This is a genomic window from Asticcacaulis sp., from assembly GCF_047605585.1.
Taxonomy (GTDB): domain Bacteria; phylum Pseudomonadota; class Alphaproteobacteria; order Caulobacterales; family Caulobacteraceae; genus Asticcacaulis.
Map to the genome: position 1 here is coordinate 793,088 of NZ_JASGFK010000001.1, position 16,626 is coordinate 809,713.

The 16,626-nt window shown below is 61.3% G+C and carries 11 protein-coding genes and 1 riboswitch; of the genes, 2 read left to right on the forward strand and 9 right to left on the reverse strand.

Going from position 1 to position 16,626, the window contains the following annotated elements; translation table 11 throughout:
* Window positions 1-130: 130 nt before the first annotated feature.
* From QM647_RS03740 to QM647_RS03780, 9 genes are all read right to left on the reverse strand, one after another.
* Entirely contained in the window at window positions 131-2,161 is a 2,031-nt protein-coding gene (locus QM647_RS03740) for a M3 family metallopeptidase (RefSeq protein ID WP_414994129.1), read from the reverse strand.
* 84 nt (window positions 2,162-2,245) lie between these two features.
* Complete coding sequence (locus QM647_RS03745; RefSeq protein ID WP_414994130.1) at window positions 2,246-2,806, reverse strand: lipocalin family protein; 561 nt, start codon at window positions 2,804-2,806, stop codon at window positions 2,246-2,248.
* A 54-nt stretch (window positions 2,807-2,860) separates the two neighbouring features.
* Window positions 2,861-4,033, reverse strand: coding sequence for a sensor histidine kinase (locus QM647_RS03750; RefSeq protein WP_414994131.1), 1,173 nt, complete (start codon window positions 4,031-4,033; stop codon window positions 2,861-2,863).
* Between the two features lie 117 nt (window positions 4,034-4,150).
* On the reverse strand, window positions 4,151-4,747 hold the full coding sequence (locus tag QM647_RS03755; RefSeq protein WP_414994132.1) for a protein phosphatase CheZ: 597 nt from the start codon (window positions 4,745-4,747) through the stop codon (window positions 4,151-4,153).
* Window positions 4,748-4,759: 12 nt separating this feature from the next.
* Window positions 4,760-5,182, reverse strand: a complete 423-nt coding sequence (locus QM647_RS03760; protein ID WP_414994133.1) for a response regulator — start codon at window positions 5,180-5,182, stop codon at window positions 4,760-4,762.
* A gap of 127 nt (window positions 5,183-5,309) precedes the next feature.
* Window positions 5,310-9,824: a glutamate synthase large subunit gene (gltB, locus tag QM647_RS03765; protein WP_414994134.1), complete on the reverse strand. Its 4,515-nt coding sequence runs from the start codon at window positions 9,822-9,824 to the stop codon at window positions 5,310-5,312.
* 2 nt (window positions 9,825-9,826) lie between these two features.
* Window positions 9,827-11,290 carry an NAD(P)-dependent oxidoreductase gene (locus QM647_RS03770; RefSeq protein WP_414994135.1) on the reverse strand — a complete coding sequence of 488 codons (1,464 nt, stop codon included), beginning with the start codon at window positions 11,288-11,290 and terminating at the stop codon, window positions 9,827-9,829.
* 388 nt (window positions 11,291-11,678) lie between these two features.
* On the reverse strand, window positions 11,679-12,989 hold the full coding sequence (locus QM647_RS03775; RefSeq protein WP_414994136.1) for an ammonium transporter: 1,311 nt from the start codon (window positions 12,987-12,989) through the stop codon (window positions 11,679-11,681).
* Between the two features lie 238 nt (window positions 12,990-13,227).
* Complete coding sequence (locus QM647_RS03780; RefSeq protein ID WP_414994137.1) at window positions 13,228-14,388, reverse strand: DegT/DnrJ/EryC1/StrS family aminotransferase; 1,161 nt, start codon at window positions 14,386-14,388, stop codon at window positions 13,228-13,230.
* Window positions 14,389-14,582: 194 nt separating this feature from the next.
* Window positions 14,583-14,692, forward strand: a riboswitch (SAM-I-IV-variant riboswitch).
* 44 nt (window positions 14,693-14,736) lie between these two features.
* Between QM647_RS03780 and QM647_RS03785 the strand changes: the two genes are divergently transcribed.
* The gene (locus tag QM647_RS03785; RefSeq protein WP_414994138.1) at window positions 14,737-15,024 is read left to right on the forward strand and encodes a hypothetical protein; all 288 of its coding nucleotides are present in this window, start codon (window positions 14,737-14,739) and stop codon (window positions 15,022-15,024) included.
* 157 nt (window positions 15,025-15,181) lie between these two features.
* On the forward strand, window positions 15,182-16,615 hold the full coding sequence (locus QM647_RS03790; RefSeq protein ID WP_414994139.1) for an aldehyde dehydrogenase family protein: 1,434 nt from the start codon (window positions 15,182-15,184) through the stop codon (window positions 16,613-16,615).
* Window positions 16,616-16,626: the final 11 nt, after the last annotated feature.

Sequence of the window (16,626 nt, forward strand, 5' to 3'; positions counted from 1 at the left end):
CTGTGGGGGGCCTAGGCGGGCCTTTTGTAGAATAATCGCCGGATTGTCAATAATATTCACAGCCTGAAGTACGGCCCGCCCCTTATGTGACAAAGATTTCACAAGAAACGAACCGCACCGCCTGATTTGCCTACTTCTTCTGCAGTTCCGCCTTGAAGGCCTCCAGACTCAGCGGCCGGCCGAGAAAATTCTGGATCAGCACATTGGCATCTTCCGAACCACCGGGCTCCAGAACCAGCTTGCGATAGCGCAGGGCGGTGTCCTTGTTGCGGATGCCATCGGCCTCGAAGCGAGTAAAGAGGTCGAGCGCAATCGCCTTCGACCAGACATAGGTATAATAGATCGCCGAATAGCCATCGAGGTGGCCGAAGCTGGCATAGGCGTGGGTGCCCGGCACCGGCGGATAGAGCGCATACCGGCTGAGCTGAGCATCGAACTGGGTCGCCAGATCGAAATCCGGCTTGCGATTATAGAAGTTGAGCGAGATCGCCGAATAGGCCAGCTGTGTCTTCCACTGGCCGGGCTCGCCGAAATGGCGGCCGGCATTCATCTTCTGCACCAGGCCTTCGGGGATCGGTTCGCCCTTATCATTCGAGGCAAAACCCTTCAGCGTGTCGTAGTTCCAGGTCCATTCTTCCAGCAGTTGCGACGGCGCTTCGATGAAGTCCCACTGCAGATTGCCCATGGACTGCACGCCATATTCGGTATGGCCGGAATACATGGCATGCAGCAGATGGCCGAATTCATGCAGGAAGGTGGTGACGTCCTCATGATCCATCGGCCCCGAGGCCGGGAAGTTGCAGATCAGGGCGCCGACCGGAATCTGGCGGCCTTCGATGCCGGTGCGGATCGGAAACTGTGCAGCGTGGTTATACTTGCCGTCGCGCGGGCTCAGGTCGAGATAGAAGCGCCCGACCAGCTTGTTGTTGTCATACAGTTCCCAGGCGGTGACCGACGGGTCCCACACCGGTGTGTTCCATGGCCGGATATCGGCATTGAACAGATCGGCCACCAGCTTGAAGATGCCCATGCGGGACTTATTCAGCGTGAAGTATTCCCGCACCTCGGCGGAATCGACATCGTACTTGGCCTTGCGCAGCTTGTTCTCGAAATAGCTACGGTCCCAACGCTGGAGTTCAGTGACCGTCGGGTCGATTGTCTTCGCAAAGGCCAGCATCTCGGCATAGTCGGCCTCGGCGCCCGGTTTGGCGGCGGCATTGACGTCATCGAGGAACTGTGCGGCGCGCTGCGGATTGCCGATCATCTTGTCGGAGGTGATCAGGGTGGCGTAGTCAGGATAGCCCAGAGCTTGCGCCAGTTCGTAGCGCTTCTCAAGCAGGCTTTTGAGCACGGCTTCGTTGGCGGGCCAGCCGCGATTATTGAAGGCCGTGACCACCTTGCGGCGGGTTTCGCGGATATCGGCGAAATCCATGATCGGGAAGACATCGGGATAGGCGAAGGTCAGGTGCACCAGCCCGTCCGCGCCCGGCTTGTGGGCATCGATATAATCCTGCGGCATGCCCTTCAGCTCTTCGGGCTTCAGCGGAATATCGCCGGTGTCGTCGCGGGTATTTTCGGCGAATTTCAGGCCGATCTCGGTGATCTCCTTCTGGAGCTGGGTCACCTTGGCCCGCGTCGCCTCATCCTTGTCGACGCCGGCCAGCCTGTAGTTGGTCAGCATCTTGTTGAGCGAAAAGCGCGTCTTTTCATCCAGATCTTTTGTCGGGATGGCCGCCAGACGGTCATAGATAGGCCGCGACAGTGAGACCCTGGTGCCAAGATCGGACAGTTTCGGAATACAGGCCTGCGCCGCGTCGCGCACCGGCTTGAGCGGGCTGGTTTCCGATACCAGATACATCTCATTGCCGCCATCTGACAGGATCAGCGACAGGGTATCGAAGGCTCTGAAATCACCGCTAATGGTGGCCTTGCCGGTGCGTGCCTCCAGCGCCGTCTCTGCCTTTGCCGTCAGCTCCAGGGTCGCGTCGCAGCGCGCGCTGACCGCTTCCGGCGTCGTCAGGGTAAGCGGCAGGGTCTGGAGATATTGCGTGACCTCATTGTCGAGGGCGGTCGGCGCCGCAAAAGCATGGACGGGAATGGCGGCACCGGCCAGAAGCGTGGCGGCCAGGCTCAAACGAACACTCAGGCGTACAAGCGACATGAAAAGACCCCTTCGGCATGAACAGGGTCAAAGTGTTAACGCGCCGTCGCGCCTTGCGCAATCGCACATTTCACGATTGAAATCTCAGTGCTGTGTCATCCGCACCAGCGACCAGTCATACCCGAGGGCGCGGACGCGGGCTTCGATGGTATTGCGCACCATTTCGTGCGGATGGGCGGTGCGGCTGAGCAGCCACAGATAGCGTCCCGAAGGCTCGCCGACAATCGACCAGGCATAGTCATCGGCGTGATCGAGCACCCAGTAATCGCCAACATAGAAGGGACCGAAGAAGGAGACCTTGAGCCTGGCATTGCCGCTGCCCGGCACGATCTTCGCCCGGCCATGAGCGGTCTTGATGGGTCCCGACAGGCTGCCGCGGTGGCAGGAATTGATGACATCTATATGGCCATCCGGACGGGCGCGGTATTCGGCGGTGACGCCTTCGCAATCCTTTTCGAAACGGTTCTCATAACGACCGATCTCGAACCACAGGCCGGTATACTGATCGAGATCGACCGGTTTCGCCGGCTGCGGCACCGCCTTGTTGCCGACCGGCCCCATGGCGGTCAGCGAAGCGCAGGCAGTGACGGCCAGTGCGGCCCCGCCGAGCACGGCAAGCGGAAAAATCAGGCGAGTAGGCTTCATGGCGAACCTCCGGACAGAACAGCTTCTGTAAAGTCCGGTTTGCGCGATAAATATTCAATGCGCCGCGTGCGCGTTCCGCGTAAGGGACGGCTTGTCCGGCAGGGTGAAGGTGAAGGTGCTGCCCTTGCCCGGCTGCGAGTGGACAGTAATATCCCCGCCGCACAGGCGCACGAACTTGCGGCAGGTCGAAAGACCGATGCCCGTGCCGATATAGTCGTCAAAACTGTGCAGGCGCTGGAAGACCTGGAAGATGCGTTCGTGGAAGACCGGATCGATGCCGATGCCGTTATCAGTCACGTCAAAGCGCCAGCCCTTGTTCTCCCGGTGGGCGGAAACGATGATTTCCGGCGTGCGGCTGCCATCCTGGAATTTCAGCGCATTGCCGATGAGGTTCTGCAGCAGGACGCGCATCAGGGTCGGGCTGGTCTGGATGACCGGTAAATCCCTGGCCGCGATCACCGCCCGCTTCTGCGCCACCACGTCGGCGAAATCCGGCACCAGGGTATCGAAGACCGCCTGGCAATCGACCGTTTCGAGCTTGACCTCCTCACGCCCGATACGGGAGAAATTCAGGATATCGCGGATCATCGTCTGGACACGGATGGCATTGTCGCGGATGTATTCGGCATAGCCCTGGGCAGTCTCGTCCATCTGGCCGGCTACGCCTTCCGCCAGCAGGCTGGCATAGGCGTTCATCATGCGCACCGGCTCCTGCAGGTCGTGCGAACAGACATAGGCGAAGCGTTCCAGTTCTTCATTCGACTGGCGCAGATGGGCATTGAGCTGCAGGATCTGCTGACGCTGGGTGTAGAGGTCGAGATAGACCTTGACCTTGCTTTTCAGGATATCGGAATTGATCGGCTTGAAGATGTAGTCGACCGCGCCGATCTCGGCGGCCTCAGTGGCGAAATGATCTTCCTTGCTGATGGCGGTGACAAAGATGATTGGCACCGCCTGCATGGACGGGCGCGTCTTCATCAGGCGGGCGGTCTCGAAGCCGTCCATGACCGGCATCTGCACATCGAGCAGGACGATGGCGAAGTCTTCCCGCAGCACCAGGTCCAGCGCTTTTTCGCCGGAATCGGCCGTGGTGATGGCCGCGCCCAACGGTTTCAGCAAGGCCTCGGTGGCCAGCAGGTTTTCCCAGCGGTCATCGACAATGAGAATCTTCGGCCGCACGCCGGTCGGCGGCAGGTCCTCGCTGCGAAGCGTATTCATTGCGCTCATAGGTGCCTCTCATCCCTGTGGCGGACGGTAACCTATGCCGTGTTCCCGCTCGGGTGAAATCACAATTTGTTTTTACCCAATCAAACAACTATAAGTTTAATAATCTGTTGTCAGGTGTCAGGCGAACAGGGCGTCGATATCCATCTGGCTGGTTTCCGGGCCTGCCAGCGCCGGTCCGTTCAGAAGCAGGTTGCGGGCGCGCAACTCGGCAGCGGTGAGTTCGGCAACGGCCACTTCCTCGCCAGTGCCGATGGCCGCCGCCAGATCGGCGACACGTGCCTCGATCTGGTTCAGCAGGCGGACGATCTTAGAGACGCGCTGGCCGGTGATGTCCTGAAAGGCGCAGGCCTCGAACATCTTCATGACCTCAGTCATCACCTGATCGCCAATCTGCGGATCGGCGGAATCCAGCGCCATGATGGTTTCAGCCGCCGTCATGATGGTATTGGTGGCGTTTTCCGTATCCTGGGTAATGGCCGCCAGTTCGGCGCCGGCATTGGGAAAGGCGCCATTGGGATTGAGTTCACCGATCTCAGCCCGCGCCTGCGCGATGGAATCGGCAATCGACTGGAAATCCTCGGACCGGCGGGTATCGAGCTTGGTATAGAAGTTATGCAGCAGACCGACCAGGGTTTCGGAATGCTGCATCAGGCCAAGCAGGCGGGACAGGTCGCCGTCGGGATCGGGACGGCGGTTTGGAGAAGACGCGGTCATGGCTGGATTGCCTTACTGAGCGACAGCCACGGCGCTGGCGCGCTCAACCTCTGCCCAATAGGCATCGACATCGCCGCACACCTGCTTCACGTCATCGAAATAGAAGGGCTTGGGCAGGAGAAACTTGACGCGGGCACGACGCGCCTTGTTGAGCGCCGAAGCGCCGGCATCCGGATTATCCATCTGGCCGGCCGTCATGATGGCGATCGGCACCAGCGGCGCCAGCTGGCGATAGGCTTCGAGATCGTCGAGCGTGTTATAGTTCTCGATGAAGACATCGAGCACCAGCAGGTCAAAGCTCTGGGTCTGGAGCTGTTCGAGGGCTGTCGTCATATCGGTCACGCAGACCGACTCATAGCCGGCACGCTGGAACATCTTGCTGATAATGATGGCCTGGGTCCGGCTATCTTCCAGTATCAGTACCTGTCTCGACATGAACTCGCCCTTACACGCTTATTGGATAACCATTAGAGCGGGTAAAGCCTAATATAAGGTTAGATTTTCAACGGCACAGCGAAATTCATCATATGAAAAAAGCGGCCCCTTTCGGGACCGCTTTCATTTATGCTCTTTTGGCTTCCTGAGCCGCCTGGATCGCCAGGATTTCGTTGGGCATGACCTCAACGAAGGCCTTCAGACTGTTGTCCCAGTCATCGAGCAGGGTCTGGGCCCGCGGCGACAGGGTCTTCTCCAGATGGGCCGAGATCAGGTCCTTCAGGCGGGCCACGTTTTCATCGGGTACCGGACGGAGCGTGATGCCTTCCGGATTGATGTACGAAGCCAGCTTGCCATCCGGATCGTAGACATAGGCGACACCGCCGGTCATGCCCGCGCCGAAATTGGCGCCGACCTTGCCGAGGATCACAACCTCACCGCCGGTCATATATTCGCAGCCGTGCGCGCCGACGCCTTCGACCACGGTGGTCGCGCCGGAGTTACGGACCGCGAAACGCTCGCCGACCGTGCCCGCGATATAGAGCTGGCCGGAGGTGGCGCCGTAGAGGATGGTGTTGCCGGCCAGGGCCTGGTTTTCCTGCCAGACCTTGGGGCGAACGACGATAGTGGCGCCGGAAAGCCCTTTGCCGACATAGTCATTGGCTTCACCAATCAGGTTGATCGTCAGGCCCTTGACCGCGAAGGCGCCGAGCGACTGGCCGACCGAACCCAGCAGTTCGAGCTTGAGGTGGCCCTCGTCGAGCGTATTGCCATACTTGCTGACGATATGGGACGAGGTGCGGGTGCCGACAGCGCGCATGGTGTTGCGCACGTCATAGGTCAGCTGCATCTTTTCCTTGCGTTCCAGCATATAGGCGGCGTCGCGCACGATCTGGGCGTCCAGCGTGTCGGCTACTTCGTTGATCTCGTCGGCCGCCGTAATGGTGGCGCCCGGATCGAGGTCGACGCGGACCAGCAGCGGGTTCAGGTCGAGGTCATCCAGATGGATGCCACCGCGCGACACCTGCTTGAGCAGATCGGTGCGGCCGACGGCTTCCTGAAGCGAGCGCAGACCCAGCGAGGCCAGGATTTCGCGCACTTCGCGGGCGACGAAGGTGAACAGGTTGATGACCTTTTCCGGCGTGCCGGTGAACTTGGCGCGCAGGCGTTCGTCCTGGACGCAGACACCGACCGGGCAGGTGTTGGACTGGCACTGGCGAACCATCAGGCAGCCGACGGCGACCAGCGACGCCGTGCCCATGCCGAACTCTTCGGCACCGAGCAGGGCGGCGATGACGATGTCACGGCCGGTCCGCATACCGCCATCGGCGCGCAGACGGATCTGACCACGCAGGTTGTTGAGCGTCAGCACCTGGTGCGCTTCGGAGAGACCGAGTTCGAACGGCAGGCCGGCGAACTTGACCGAGGTCAGCGGCGAGGCGCCGGTGCCGCCGACATTGCCAGCCACCAGGATGGCGTCGGCCTTGGCCTTGGCAACACCTGCGGCGACCGCACCGATGCCCGACTGGGACACCAGCTTGACAGTGACGCGGGCGCGCGGGTTGATCTGCTTCAGGTCGTAGATCAGCTGGGCCAGGTCTTCGATCGAATAGATGTCATGATGCGGCGGCGGCGAGATCAGGCCCACACCCGGCGTCGAGTGACGCATGCGGGCGATGAACTCGGTGACCTTGAAGCCGGGCAACTGGCCGCCCTCGCCGGGCTTGGCGCCCTGGGCCACCTTGATTTCGATTTCGCGGCACTGGTTGAGATATTCCGCGGTAACGCCGAAACGGCCGGAAGCGATCTGCTTGATGGCCGAATTCGGGTTGTCGCCGTTCGGGCGGCGGTGATAGCGCTCGGGGTCTTCCCCGCCCTCACCCGACACCGAACGCGCGCCAATGCGGTTCATGGCGATGTTCAGGGTCTCGTGGGCTTCGGGACTGAGCGCGCCCAGCGACATGCCCGGCGTGACGAAACGCTTGCGGATTTCGTTGACCGATTCCACTTCCTCGATGGCGATGGGGGCGTCCTTGCCTTCCCAGGCCAGCAGGTCGCGCGGGCTGGTGGGGGCGGTCTTGGACATGCCGGCGATCAGGGCCGAGTACTTCTTGAACACCTGATAGTCGTCACGCGTGGTGGCGTCCTGCAGCAGGTGGATCAGCTTCGGCTGATAGTAGTGGGTCTCGCCGGCGGCGCGCATCTTGTAGAAGCCGCCGATCGGGGTGACCGGCTTCTTGGCCCAGGCATTGAGATGCAGCTTGGTAAGCTTCTGCTCGATGCCGGCCAGGCCGATGCCGGAGATACGCGAGGTCACGCCGGGGAAGTATTCCGCCACCAGCGCGCGCGACAGGCCGAGCGCCTCGAACTCATAGCCACCGCGATAGGAGGAGATGATCGAGATGCCCTTCTTGGCCAGGATCTTCATCAGGCCGGCTTCGATGGCCTTCTTGTAGTTCACGAAGGCCTTGTATTCGTTGAAACCTTCATAGCGACCCTGCGCCAGACGCTCCTGCAGCAGTTCCAAGGTCAGATAGGGGTTGATCGCCGTGGCGCCAACGCCGACCAGAACCGCGAAGCTGTGCGGGTCCATGGCTTCCGAAGTGCGAACAACGATGGAGACGAAAGAGCGCAGGCCCTTTTGCACCAGGCGCGAATGGACGGCAGCGGCGGCCAGGATCATCGGCACGCCGAGACGCTCGGCATTCAGCCCCTCATCGCTGAGGACGATCATGCTGGCCTTGTCCTCGCTGACGGCCTTGACGGCCTCGTCACGCAGGCGTTCCAGCGCGGCACCGAGGCCTTGCCCGGCGATCGCATCTTCCGCCGGCACCTCGAAGGTACAGTCGAGCTTGGCGACATGGCCGACATTGTCAAACGTCACCATACGCTCGTACATCAGGGTGCTGAGGAACGGGCTTTCCAGCACGAACACGTCGGTCTGGGCCTCGTCCTCGGCCAGGATGTTGCCAAGGTTCTTGAAGCGCGTCTTCAGCGACATGCCCTGCGCTTCGCGCAAGGGGTCGATGGGCGGGTTGGTGACCTGGGCGAAGTTCTGGCGGAAATAGTGCGCCAGCGGACGCCACTGCTCGGAAAGCACGGCCAACGGCGTATCGTCGCCCATGGAGCCGATGGCTTCCTTGCCGTCCTTGACCATGGCGTCGAGGACCGTATCGAGATCTTCCAGGGTGAAGCCGGCGGCGATCTGGCGGCGATGCAGTTCCTCGCCGAAATAGACACGCGGCTCCGGCCCCGGCATGATCAGGGGCTCCAGGTCGACCATGTTTTCCAGCCAGCCCTTGTAGTCGTGCTTCTGGGCCAGGGCGTCGATGATGGCATCTTCGCCATAGAACTGGCCACCTTCGAGATCGACCGCGATCATGCGGCCCGGCGCGATGTGGATGCGGCGCGACACGCGCTCTTCCGCCACGCCGGTCATGCCGGCTTCGGAGCCGACGATCAGCAGGCCGTCATGGGTTTCGGTGACGCGCAGCGGGCGCAGGCCGTTGCGGTCCTTGCCGGCGATGACCCAGCGGCCATCGGTGGCGCAGATGGCGGCAGGACCGTCCCACGGTTCCATCACGGCGTTGCAGTAGGCATAGAGCGCCTTGTTGGCCTCGGAGACATTGTCGTCCTTGCCAGCGGCTTCCGGGATCAGCAGGGCCTTGGCCATCGGCGCCGAACGGCCGGCGCGGACCAGCAGTTCGAACACGTTGTCGAGCGCGGCAGAATCCGAGCCGCGCGGCTGGATCACCGGCTTCACGTCCGAGGCCTGGTCGCCGAAGGTGGTGGCTGCCATGCGGATCTCGTGCGACTTCATCCAGTTGATGTTGCCGCGCAGGGTGTTGATTTCGCCGTTGTGCGCCAGCATGCGGAAAGGCTGGGCCAGACGCCATTCGGGGAAGGTGTTGGTCGAGAAACGCTGGTGGAAGATGGCCACCGACGAGGTGAAGTCCGGGTCCTTCAGGTCGAGATAGAAGTCATCGACCGACTCGGCGCGGAACATGCCCTTGTAGATCAGGGTCTTGGCCGAGAAGGAACAGAGGTAGAAATCGCCGAGATTGGATTCGTCGACGCGCTTTTCGATGCGGCGGCGGCAGAGGAACATGGCGCGTTCCAGGGCTTCGCCTTCCAGGCCTTCCGGGGCCGCCATCATGATCTGCTCGATTTCCGGGCGCGTGGCTGAGGCGCGCTCGCCCAGCTGCGTCACGTCCACCGGCGGCTGGCGCCAGCCATAAAGATAGAAGCCGGAGCGCAGGATTTCGGATTCGACGATGGTCCGGGCGGTTTCCTGGGCGCCGAGATCGGTGCGCGGCAGGAAGACCTGGCCGACGAGGATCGGGCCGGAGCGCGGCTTGTGACCGATGTTCTCGACCTGTTTGCGGAAGAAGGCTTGCGGCACATTGATCATGATGCCCGCGCCATCGCCCGACTTGCCGTCGGCATCGACCGCGCCACGGTGGAACAGGGCCTTCAGCGCCTTGACGGCCAGCTCGACCACTTCGCGCTTTTGCGAGCCATCGATGGAACAGACGACGCCGACGCCGCAGGCGGAAATTTCGGAGGCCGGATCATAGGCATGGCCATCGATCAGGCGCTGACGTTGATCCTGGTAGTGCTTAAAGGAATCGAATTTGGTCATGATTATTCCGCGGCTCCCAGCTGGAGCTCTTCGTTGGCGTTGGCCGGGACAAGGAGTTCGGTTTGCAGATAGTGGTGGATGTCGGCAGCGGCGTCTTGCCCCTCGCGGACAGCCCACACGACGAGCGAGGCGCCGCGGACGATATCGCCCGCCGCGAAGACGCCCTTGACCGTGGTCTGGAATTCACCGGCCATGGTCTTGATGGTGCCCCAGCGTGTCACTTCGAGCTTGGGCTCGTTGAACATCACCGGCATGTTTTCCGGTTCGAAGCCGAGGGCCTCGATGATCAGGTCGGCCGGCAGGTCGTTTTCGGCGCCGTGGATATCCTCGATGCCCTGACGGCCTTGCGCGTCCGGCGTGGTCAGACGCATGCGCTGGATCTTCAGGCCCGAAACGCTGTCGGCATCGCCGAGCACAGCCTTGGGGGCCGAGAGCCACTCAAAACGCACGCCTTCTTCCTCGGCATTGGCGACTTCGCGATCCGAACCCGGCATGTTGGCGCGGTCACGGCGATAGACGCAGGTGACCGACTTCGCGCCTTGGCGGGTGGCGGTACGGACGCAGTCCATGGCGGTATCGCCGCCGCCGATGACGACGACGTTCTTGCCCTTGGCGTTCAGACGGCCATTGGTGAAGTCCTCGATGTCATCGCCGAAGCTGACCTTGTTCGAGGTGATCAGGTAATCGAGCGCGGCGACCACGCCCTTGGAGCCACAGCCCGGCACCGACAGGCGGCGGGTCTTGTAAACGCCGGTGGCGACCAAGATGGCATCGTGCTTTTCGCGCAGTTCGTCAAAGCTGACATCATTGCCGATGTCGCAGTTCATAACGTACTCGACGCCCGACTGGGCCAGGCGGTCGGTGCGGCGGGCCACGACGTGCTTTTCCAGCTTGAACGACGGGATGCCGTAGACCAGCAGGCCGCCAGCGCGGTCATAACGGTCATAGATGGTGACCTTGTAACCCAGGGTGCGCAGGCGGTCGGCGGCGGCGATGCCGGCCGGACCGGCACCGATGATGCCGATCGATTGTGCGCGCTCGACTTCCGGGGTGATCGGTTCGATCCAGCCGTTCTCAAAGGCCATGTCGCCGAGATAACGTTCAACACTGCCGATGGTGACGTTCTGCCAGCCGGATTGCTCCAGCACGCAGGAGCCTTCGCACAGACGGTCCTGCGGGCAGATGCGGCCGCAAATTTCCGGCAGGGTCGAGGTGGCCGACGACAGCTCCCAGGCTTCCTGCGGGCGGCCTTCAGCGGTCAGGCGCAGCCAGTCGGGGATGTTGTTCGACAGCGGGCAGCCGTGCTGGCAGAAGGGCACGCCGCATTGCGCGCAACGCGACGCCTGGTGCGATGCCTGTGTCGGCTTGAAGTCAGCATAGATTTCATTGAAGTTCTCGATGCGTGTCTTCGCATCGGCCTTCGCCGGAGTCTTCTTGACCTCAATCACGAAACGGTTCGTATCCATACGACTACCCTTCTCTACACTGCAGCCGTTGCCGGCCCATACTCTTTATAAAGCCTGCTAAAAGCGCAAAAGCCCAATAAAGAAAAGTTCAAATCCCTATCGCGACTTGTCTTCGGCGGCTTTTTTACCACAGATGACATATTTACCGCGATGGTATCATTCGATACCAGTAGCTCAAGCGCCGCATGGCTTCCCTCGCCCAAAAAACGTTTCTTGGCTCGGGCGGCCACTTGGCCTTGCCGAAGGGTAAGCCCTTCGGAACTCTTTTGCACATCGATACCATGACATGCAAACCCCCTCGGCTGATCCCGTGGCCGCCCCGTGTGGGGTGGGCCTTGAGGTCAATCGCGAGGGGGAAATCTCAGTCCAGCTTTTCAGCCTTTTGATTTTATCCGTGCAGGGTCTCCCCGTGCTGCGATTGATCGAGGCCCTCGATCTCCTGTTCCTCTGTCACACGCAGGCCTGTTGTGTATTTGCAGACCATGAGGATGAGGAATGTGACTACCGCGCTCCAGCCGATGACCACCACAAGGCCAATGAACTGTTTGAGCACTGTGGCGTGCGCCGCCGCATCGCCTGTATTAATTGTTTTATCCACGAAGATGGCTGTCAGCAGAGCGCCGACAAACCCGCCGATGCCATGCACGCCGAAGGCATCCAGGCTATCATCGTAGCGGAACAGGTTCTTGACATAGGTCGTGCCGAAATAGCAGGCCACGCCGGTGATCAGGCCGATGGCCATGGCGCCGGTCGGATTGACGAAACCGGCGGCCGGGGTGATGCCGACGAGACCGGCCACCAGGCCCGACACCATGCCGAGCAGGGTCGGCTGCTTGCGCTCGATCCATTCAGGCAACACCCAGCCGACCGCACCGGTCATGGCGGCAACGATGGTGTTAAGCATGGCAACGCTGGCCAGCGAGTCCGCCGCCCATTCCGAACCGGCATTGAAGCCGATCCAGCCGACCAGCAGCATCGAAGCGCCGATCATGGTGTAACCGAGATTATGCGGTGCCATGTTGTCGCGGCCGAAGCCCTTGCGCTTGCCGAGCACCAGACAGGCAACCAGGCCGGCGATACCGGAATTGACGTGGACGACGGCGCCGCCGGCGAAATCGAGCACGCCCATCTGGCCGAGGAAGCCGCCGCCCCAGACCCAGTGCGCCACCGGCGCATAGACCAGTACGCTCCACAGGGCGATGAACAGGATAAAAGCGGAAAACTTCATGCGCTCGGCGATCGAACCTGCGATCAGGGCTGGGGTGATGATCGCGAAGGTCATCTGGTAGGCAATCCAGAGATATTCCGGCAGGTGCGGCGCGGCGCTGTAAGCCGTGTCCGGCTTGACGCCATTCAGCAGGGCGACATCGAATCCGCCGATGATCTTGTTCAGGAAGCTGCCGGTGTCACCGCCGCCAACGCCGAAGGTCAGGCTGTAGCCGATGAAGATCCAGATCACCGAGGCGATGACCGAGGTGGCAACCGATTGCGCCAGGGTCGACAACAGGTTCTTCTTGCGGACCATACCGCCATAGAAGAGCGCCAGGCCCGGCAGGGTCATGAACAGGACGAGACAGGTCGCGACCAGCATCCAGCCGGCATCGCCCGCGCTCAGATCGAGCGCAGCCTGATGCGCCAGCAGAACGGGCTTCGCCGCTTCCGCCGTCGTCGCTGCAACACTGGCCTGTATCATCGCCATAGTCCGTTCAGTCCCCTAAAAACCTACACCCAAGCGGCACATCGCTGTCCGACCACGGACAAAGTCCGCGGGTTTGCACACGCGAGATGGAGGGCATTTTTTGTCCATAGCGGAAGATTGCCGCGATTAAAAGACAAATTTTTCCCGCCCGCCCGCAAAATTTGAGAAATTTTACGACCGCACGACAAAATACCGCATCCGGCCGTCATATTGACCGCCGATGCAGGCAATCTGTCACTCACCCTTTAAAAGAGAGAACAGCCGCGACGATTTCATCCTGTGTCGCCTCATCCAGGTAAGGGCTGAAAGGCAAGCTGATCACGGTCTTCGACTTGGCTTCCGAGACCGCCAGGTCGCCGGTGCCGGAGGTGAACATGGAATAGCCCGGCTGCTGGTGCAGCGGGATCGGATAATAGACCGCCGACGGCACGCCCTTTTCGCGCAGGTGAGCTTGCAGGGCGTCGCGGTTCTCATGCTCGATGGTATATTGCGCCCAGGTCGAGACATAACCTTCCTTGACGAAGGGGACCGAGATCACCTTGCCGCCGAGCAGTTCGTTGTAGCGCTTCGCCACCTTCTGACGCAGCTCAATCTCCTCGCCGAAGATGGCCAGCTTCTCAACCAGCACCGCCGCCTGGATGGTATCGAGGCGCGAATTCATGCCGATACGCACATTCAGGTACTTGGCTTCGTGGGTATAGTTCATCGTCGCCGCGTCGGTCGGCGTGGCGCCGCCATGGACGCGGAACGAGATCAGGCGCTCCAGCAGGTCGTCATCATTGGTCACCACCGCGCCGCCATCGCCATAGCAGCCCAGCGGTTTGGCCGGATAGAAACTGGTGGCGGTCGCCACGGCCCATTCCAGCGGCTGCTTGCCATCGATGGTGCAGCCGAAGCCTTGCGCGGAGTCGCTGATCAGATGGATGCCGTATTTTTGGGCGATGACCGACAGGGCCGGATAATCGGCCGGCTGGCCGAACAGATCGACCGCGATAATGGCGGCCGGCTTCAGACGGCCCTCCTTGATCACGGCTTCGATGGCGGCTTCGACCTTCACCGGATCGATATTGTAAGTGTCCGGCTGGATATCGACAAACACCGGCTCGGCGCCAGTCATCGGCACCACCTCGGCAGTCGCCACGAAAGTGAAGGCCGGTACGAACACCGCGTCGCCCTTGCCAACGCCAAGCCCCAGCAGGATCAGCTCGATGGCGTCAGTACCGTTGGCGCAGGAAAGTGTGTGCTTCGATTTTGCGAAGGCCGACATATTGGCCTCGAACGCCTTGACCTCCGGGCCCATGATATAGGCGCCGTGCTTGATCACCTTGAGGACGGCGTCCTCGATCTTCGCGCCGATACGTTCGCGCTGGATGCCGAGGTCAATAAACGGAATAGCCATGGGAAACACGCCTTTATCTGTCGCGCCAAAATCCGGCGTCACATGCGCTTTATCAGCATATGAAGGCAATGCATCTCAAAAGGCGTTTCCCAAAATTTCACTAAAAAGATTTCAGTAAAAATTTTCGGCAAAACAGCCGTTAACAAAAACGTATACGATTTTGCTTGAAGCTGTCACATAGCGGCGATATAGAGGCCACGCATCAAGAGCGGATACCCTCCGCGCCAACCTGCCTTTCCGGGCAAGGTGGCGGCCGCCTGACCGGCGGCGATGCGGCCGATGACCGGCAACGAAACGGGACAGACCTGCCTTCCCTTTCGAGACTCCTGATCCTTAAGGGACCAGACCTTGAACGCGCGTACCCTCTTTACCGAGCCCGATGACCTGATGGCCGCCGAACTGGCGGGACACCTGCACCACATCATTACTCTGACCGCGCTCGAGCCTTTCGATATCGCGGGCCGCATCGACCGGGCAATCTGCGGGTATAAGCAATCGCGCTTCGCCGATACATTCCAGTACCGCTTCCGCCTGACAGGCTTGACGCCGGGTGAGGCGCGTCGCATGACGGACCGCCTGGCCGCCCTGCCCGAGATCGCGGGAATCCAGATCGAACACATGATCAGCCGCTTATGAGAATTATTTCGAAATCGCGGGCTCGCGCCGATGACAAATGCATATTGTCTGACTATATAAAAGCGCACAACATTCACTTGTGAGCGCTAACATGACGGCCTATAGAGCCGTTCCAGTGCTTGCTTATAATGCCACACATCCCAGGAGAGCTTCGGCCATGACCACTAAAGGCAATCTGATCAACGGCGAATGGGTCGTCATCGACAAGACCTTCAACGACATCAACCCTTCGGACACCAACGACATCATCGGCACCTATTCGACCGCCGGTGAAGCCGAGGTTTCGGCGGCCATCGCCGCCGCCCGCGAAGCCTTCAAAACCTGGCAGTTCTCGACCCCACAGCAGCGCTTCGACGTGCTCGACAACGCCGGCACAGAGATCCTGGCCCGCAAGGCCGAACTCGGTGCGCTCCTGTCGCGCGAAGAAGGCAAGACCCTGCCGGAAGGTATCGGCGAAGTCACCCGCGCCGGTCACATCTTCAAGTATTTCGCCGGCGAAGCCCTGCGCGCCCATGGTGAAGTGCTCGATTCCGTCCGCCCGGGCGTCAAGGTGGAAATCACCCGTGAACCGGTCGGCGTCATCGGCCTGATCTGCCCGTGGAACTTCCCGATCGCCATCCCGGCCTGGAAGATGGCTCCCGCCATCGCCTTCGGCAACACGGTCGTCTGCAAGCCGGCCGAACTGACCCCGGCCTGCGCCTGGGAACTGGCCGACATCCTCACCCGCGCCGGCCTGCCCAAGGGCGTGCTGAACGTCGTCTTCGCCCGCGGCTCGGTCGCCGGCCCGCTGCTGATCGACGGCTGCGACGCCATCTCCTTCACCGGCTCGGTCCCGACCGGCACCCGCGTCCGTGACGCCGCCGTCGCCAAGGGCAAGCGCATCCAGGCCGAAATGGGCGGCAAGAACCCGGTCGTCGTGCTCGACGATGCCGACCTGAACATCGCCGTCAATTCGGTGCTGAACTCGTCCTTCTTCTCCTCCGGTCACCGCTGCACGGCCTCGTCGCGTATCATCGTCACCGAAGGCATCGCCGACAAGTTCGTGGAAGAACTGGCCAAGGCTGCCAAGGCCATCAAGGTCGGCGACTCGCGCGCCGATGGCGTCCAGATGGGCCCGATCGCCAGCCAGGAACAACTCCAGATCGCCCGTGACGCGGTCGCCAAGGCCAAGGCCGAAGGCGGCGTGATCCTTTCGGGCGGCGAAGACCTGACCTTCGGCACCCCCGGTTACTATTACGCCCCGACCCTGATCGACAAGACCACCCCGGACATGGCGATCAACAAGGAAGAAGTCTTCGGTCCGGTCGCCTCGGTCATCCGCGTCAAGGACCTGGAAGAAGCCATCAAGGTTGCCAACGACACCGAGTTCGGCCTGTCGGCCGGCATCTGCACCTCGTCGCTGAAGTCGGCCGAGACCTTCAAGCGCCGTTCGGAAGCCGGCATGGTGATGGTCAACCTGCCGACCGCCGGCGTCGACTATCACGTGCCGTTCGGTGGCCGTAAGGGCTCGTCCTATGGCCCGCGCGAACAGGGCGCCTATGCGAAAGAATTCTATACCATCGTGAAGACGGCTTACCAGTTCGCCGGCTAAATCGTCCGAAT

Excerpts from the sequence above, each read along its gene's own strand:
- QM647_RS03760 (WP_414994133.1), bottom strand. The coding sequence starts at position 5,182 with ATGTCGAGACAGGTACTGATACTGGAAGATAGCCGGACCCAGGCCATC.
- QM647_RS03750 (WP_414994131.1), bottom strand. The coding sequence starts at position 4,033 with ATGAGCGCAATGAATACGCTTCGCAGCGAGGACCTGCCGCCGACCGGC.
- QM647_RS03755 (WP_414994132.1), bottom strand. The coding sequence starts at position 4,747 with ATGACCGCGTCTTCTCCAAACCGCCGTCCCGATCCCGACGGCGACCTG.
- QM647_RS03780 (WP_414994137.1), bottom strand. The coding sequence starts at position 14,388 with ATGGCTATTCCGTTTATTGACCTCGGCATCCAGCGCGAACGTATCGGC.
- QM647_RS03770 (WP_414994135.1), bottom strand. The coding sequence starts at position 11,290 with ATGGATACGAACCGTTTCGTGATTGAGGTCAAGAAGACTCCGGCGAAG.
- QM647_RS03740 (WP_414994129.1), bottom strand. The coding sequence starts at position 2,161 with ATGTCGCTTGTACGCCTGAGTGTTCGTTTGAGCCTGGCCGCCACGCTT.
- gltB (WP_414994134.1), bottom strand. The coding sequence starts at position 9,824 with ATGACCAAATTCGATTCCTTTAAGCACTACCAGGATCAACGTCAGCGC.
- QM647_RS03745 (WP_414994130.1), bottom strand. The coding sequence starts at position 2,806 with ATGAAGCCTACTCGCCTGATTTTTCCGCTTGCCGTGCTCGGCGGGGCC.
- QM647_RS03775 (WP_414994136.1), bottom strand. The coding sequence starts at position 12,989 with ATGGCGATGATACAGGCCAGTGTTGCAGCGACGACGGCGGAAGCGGCG.
- QM647_RS03790 (WP_414994139.1), top strand. The coding sequence starts at position 15,182 with ATGACCACTAAAGGCAATCTGATCAACGGCGAATGGGTCGTCATCGAC.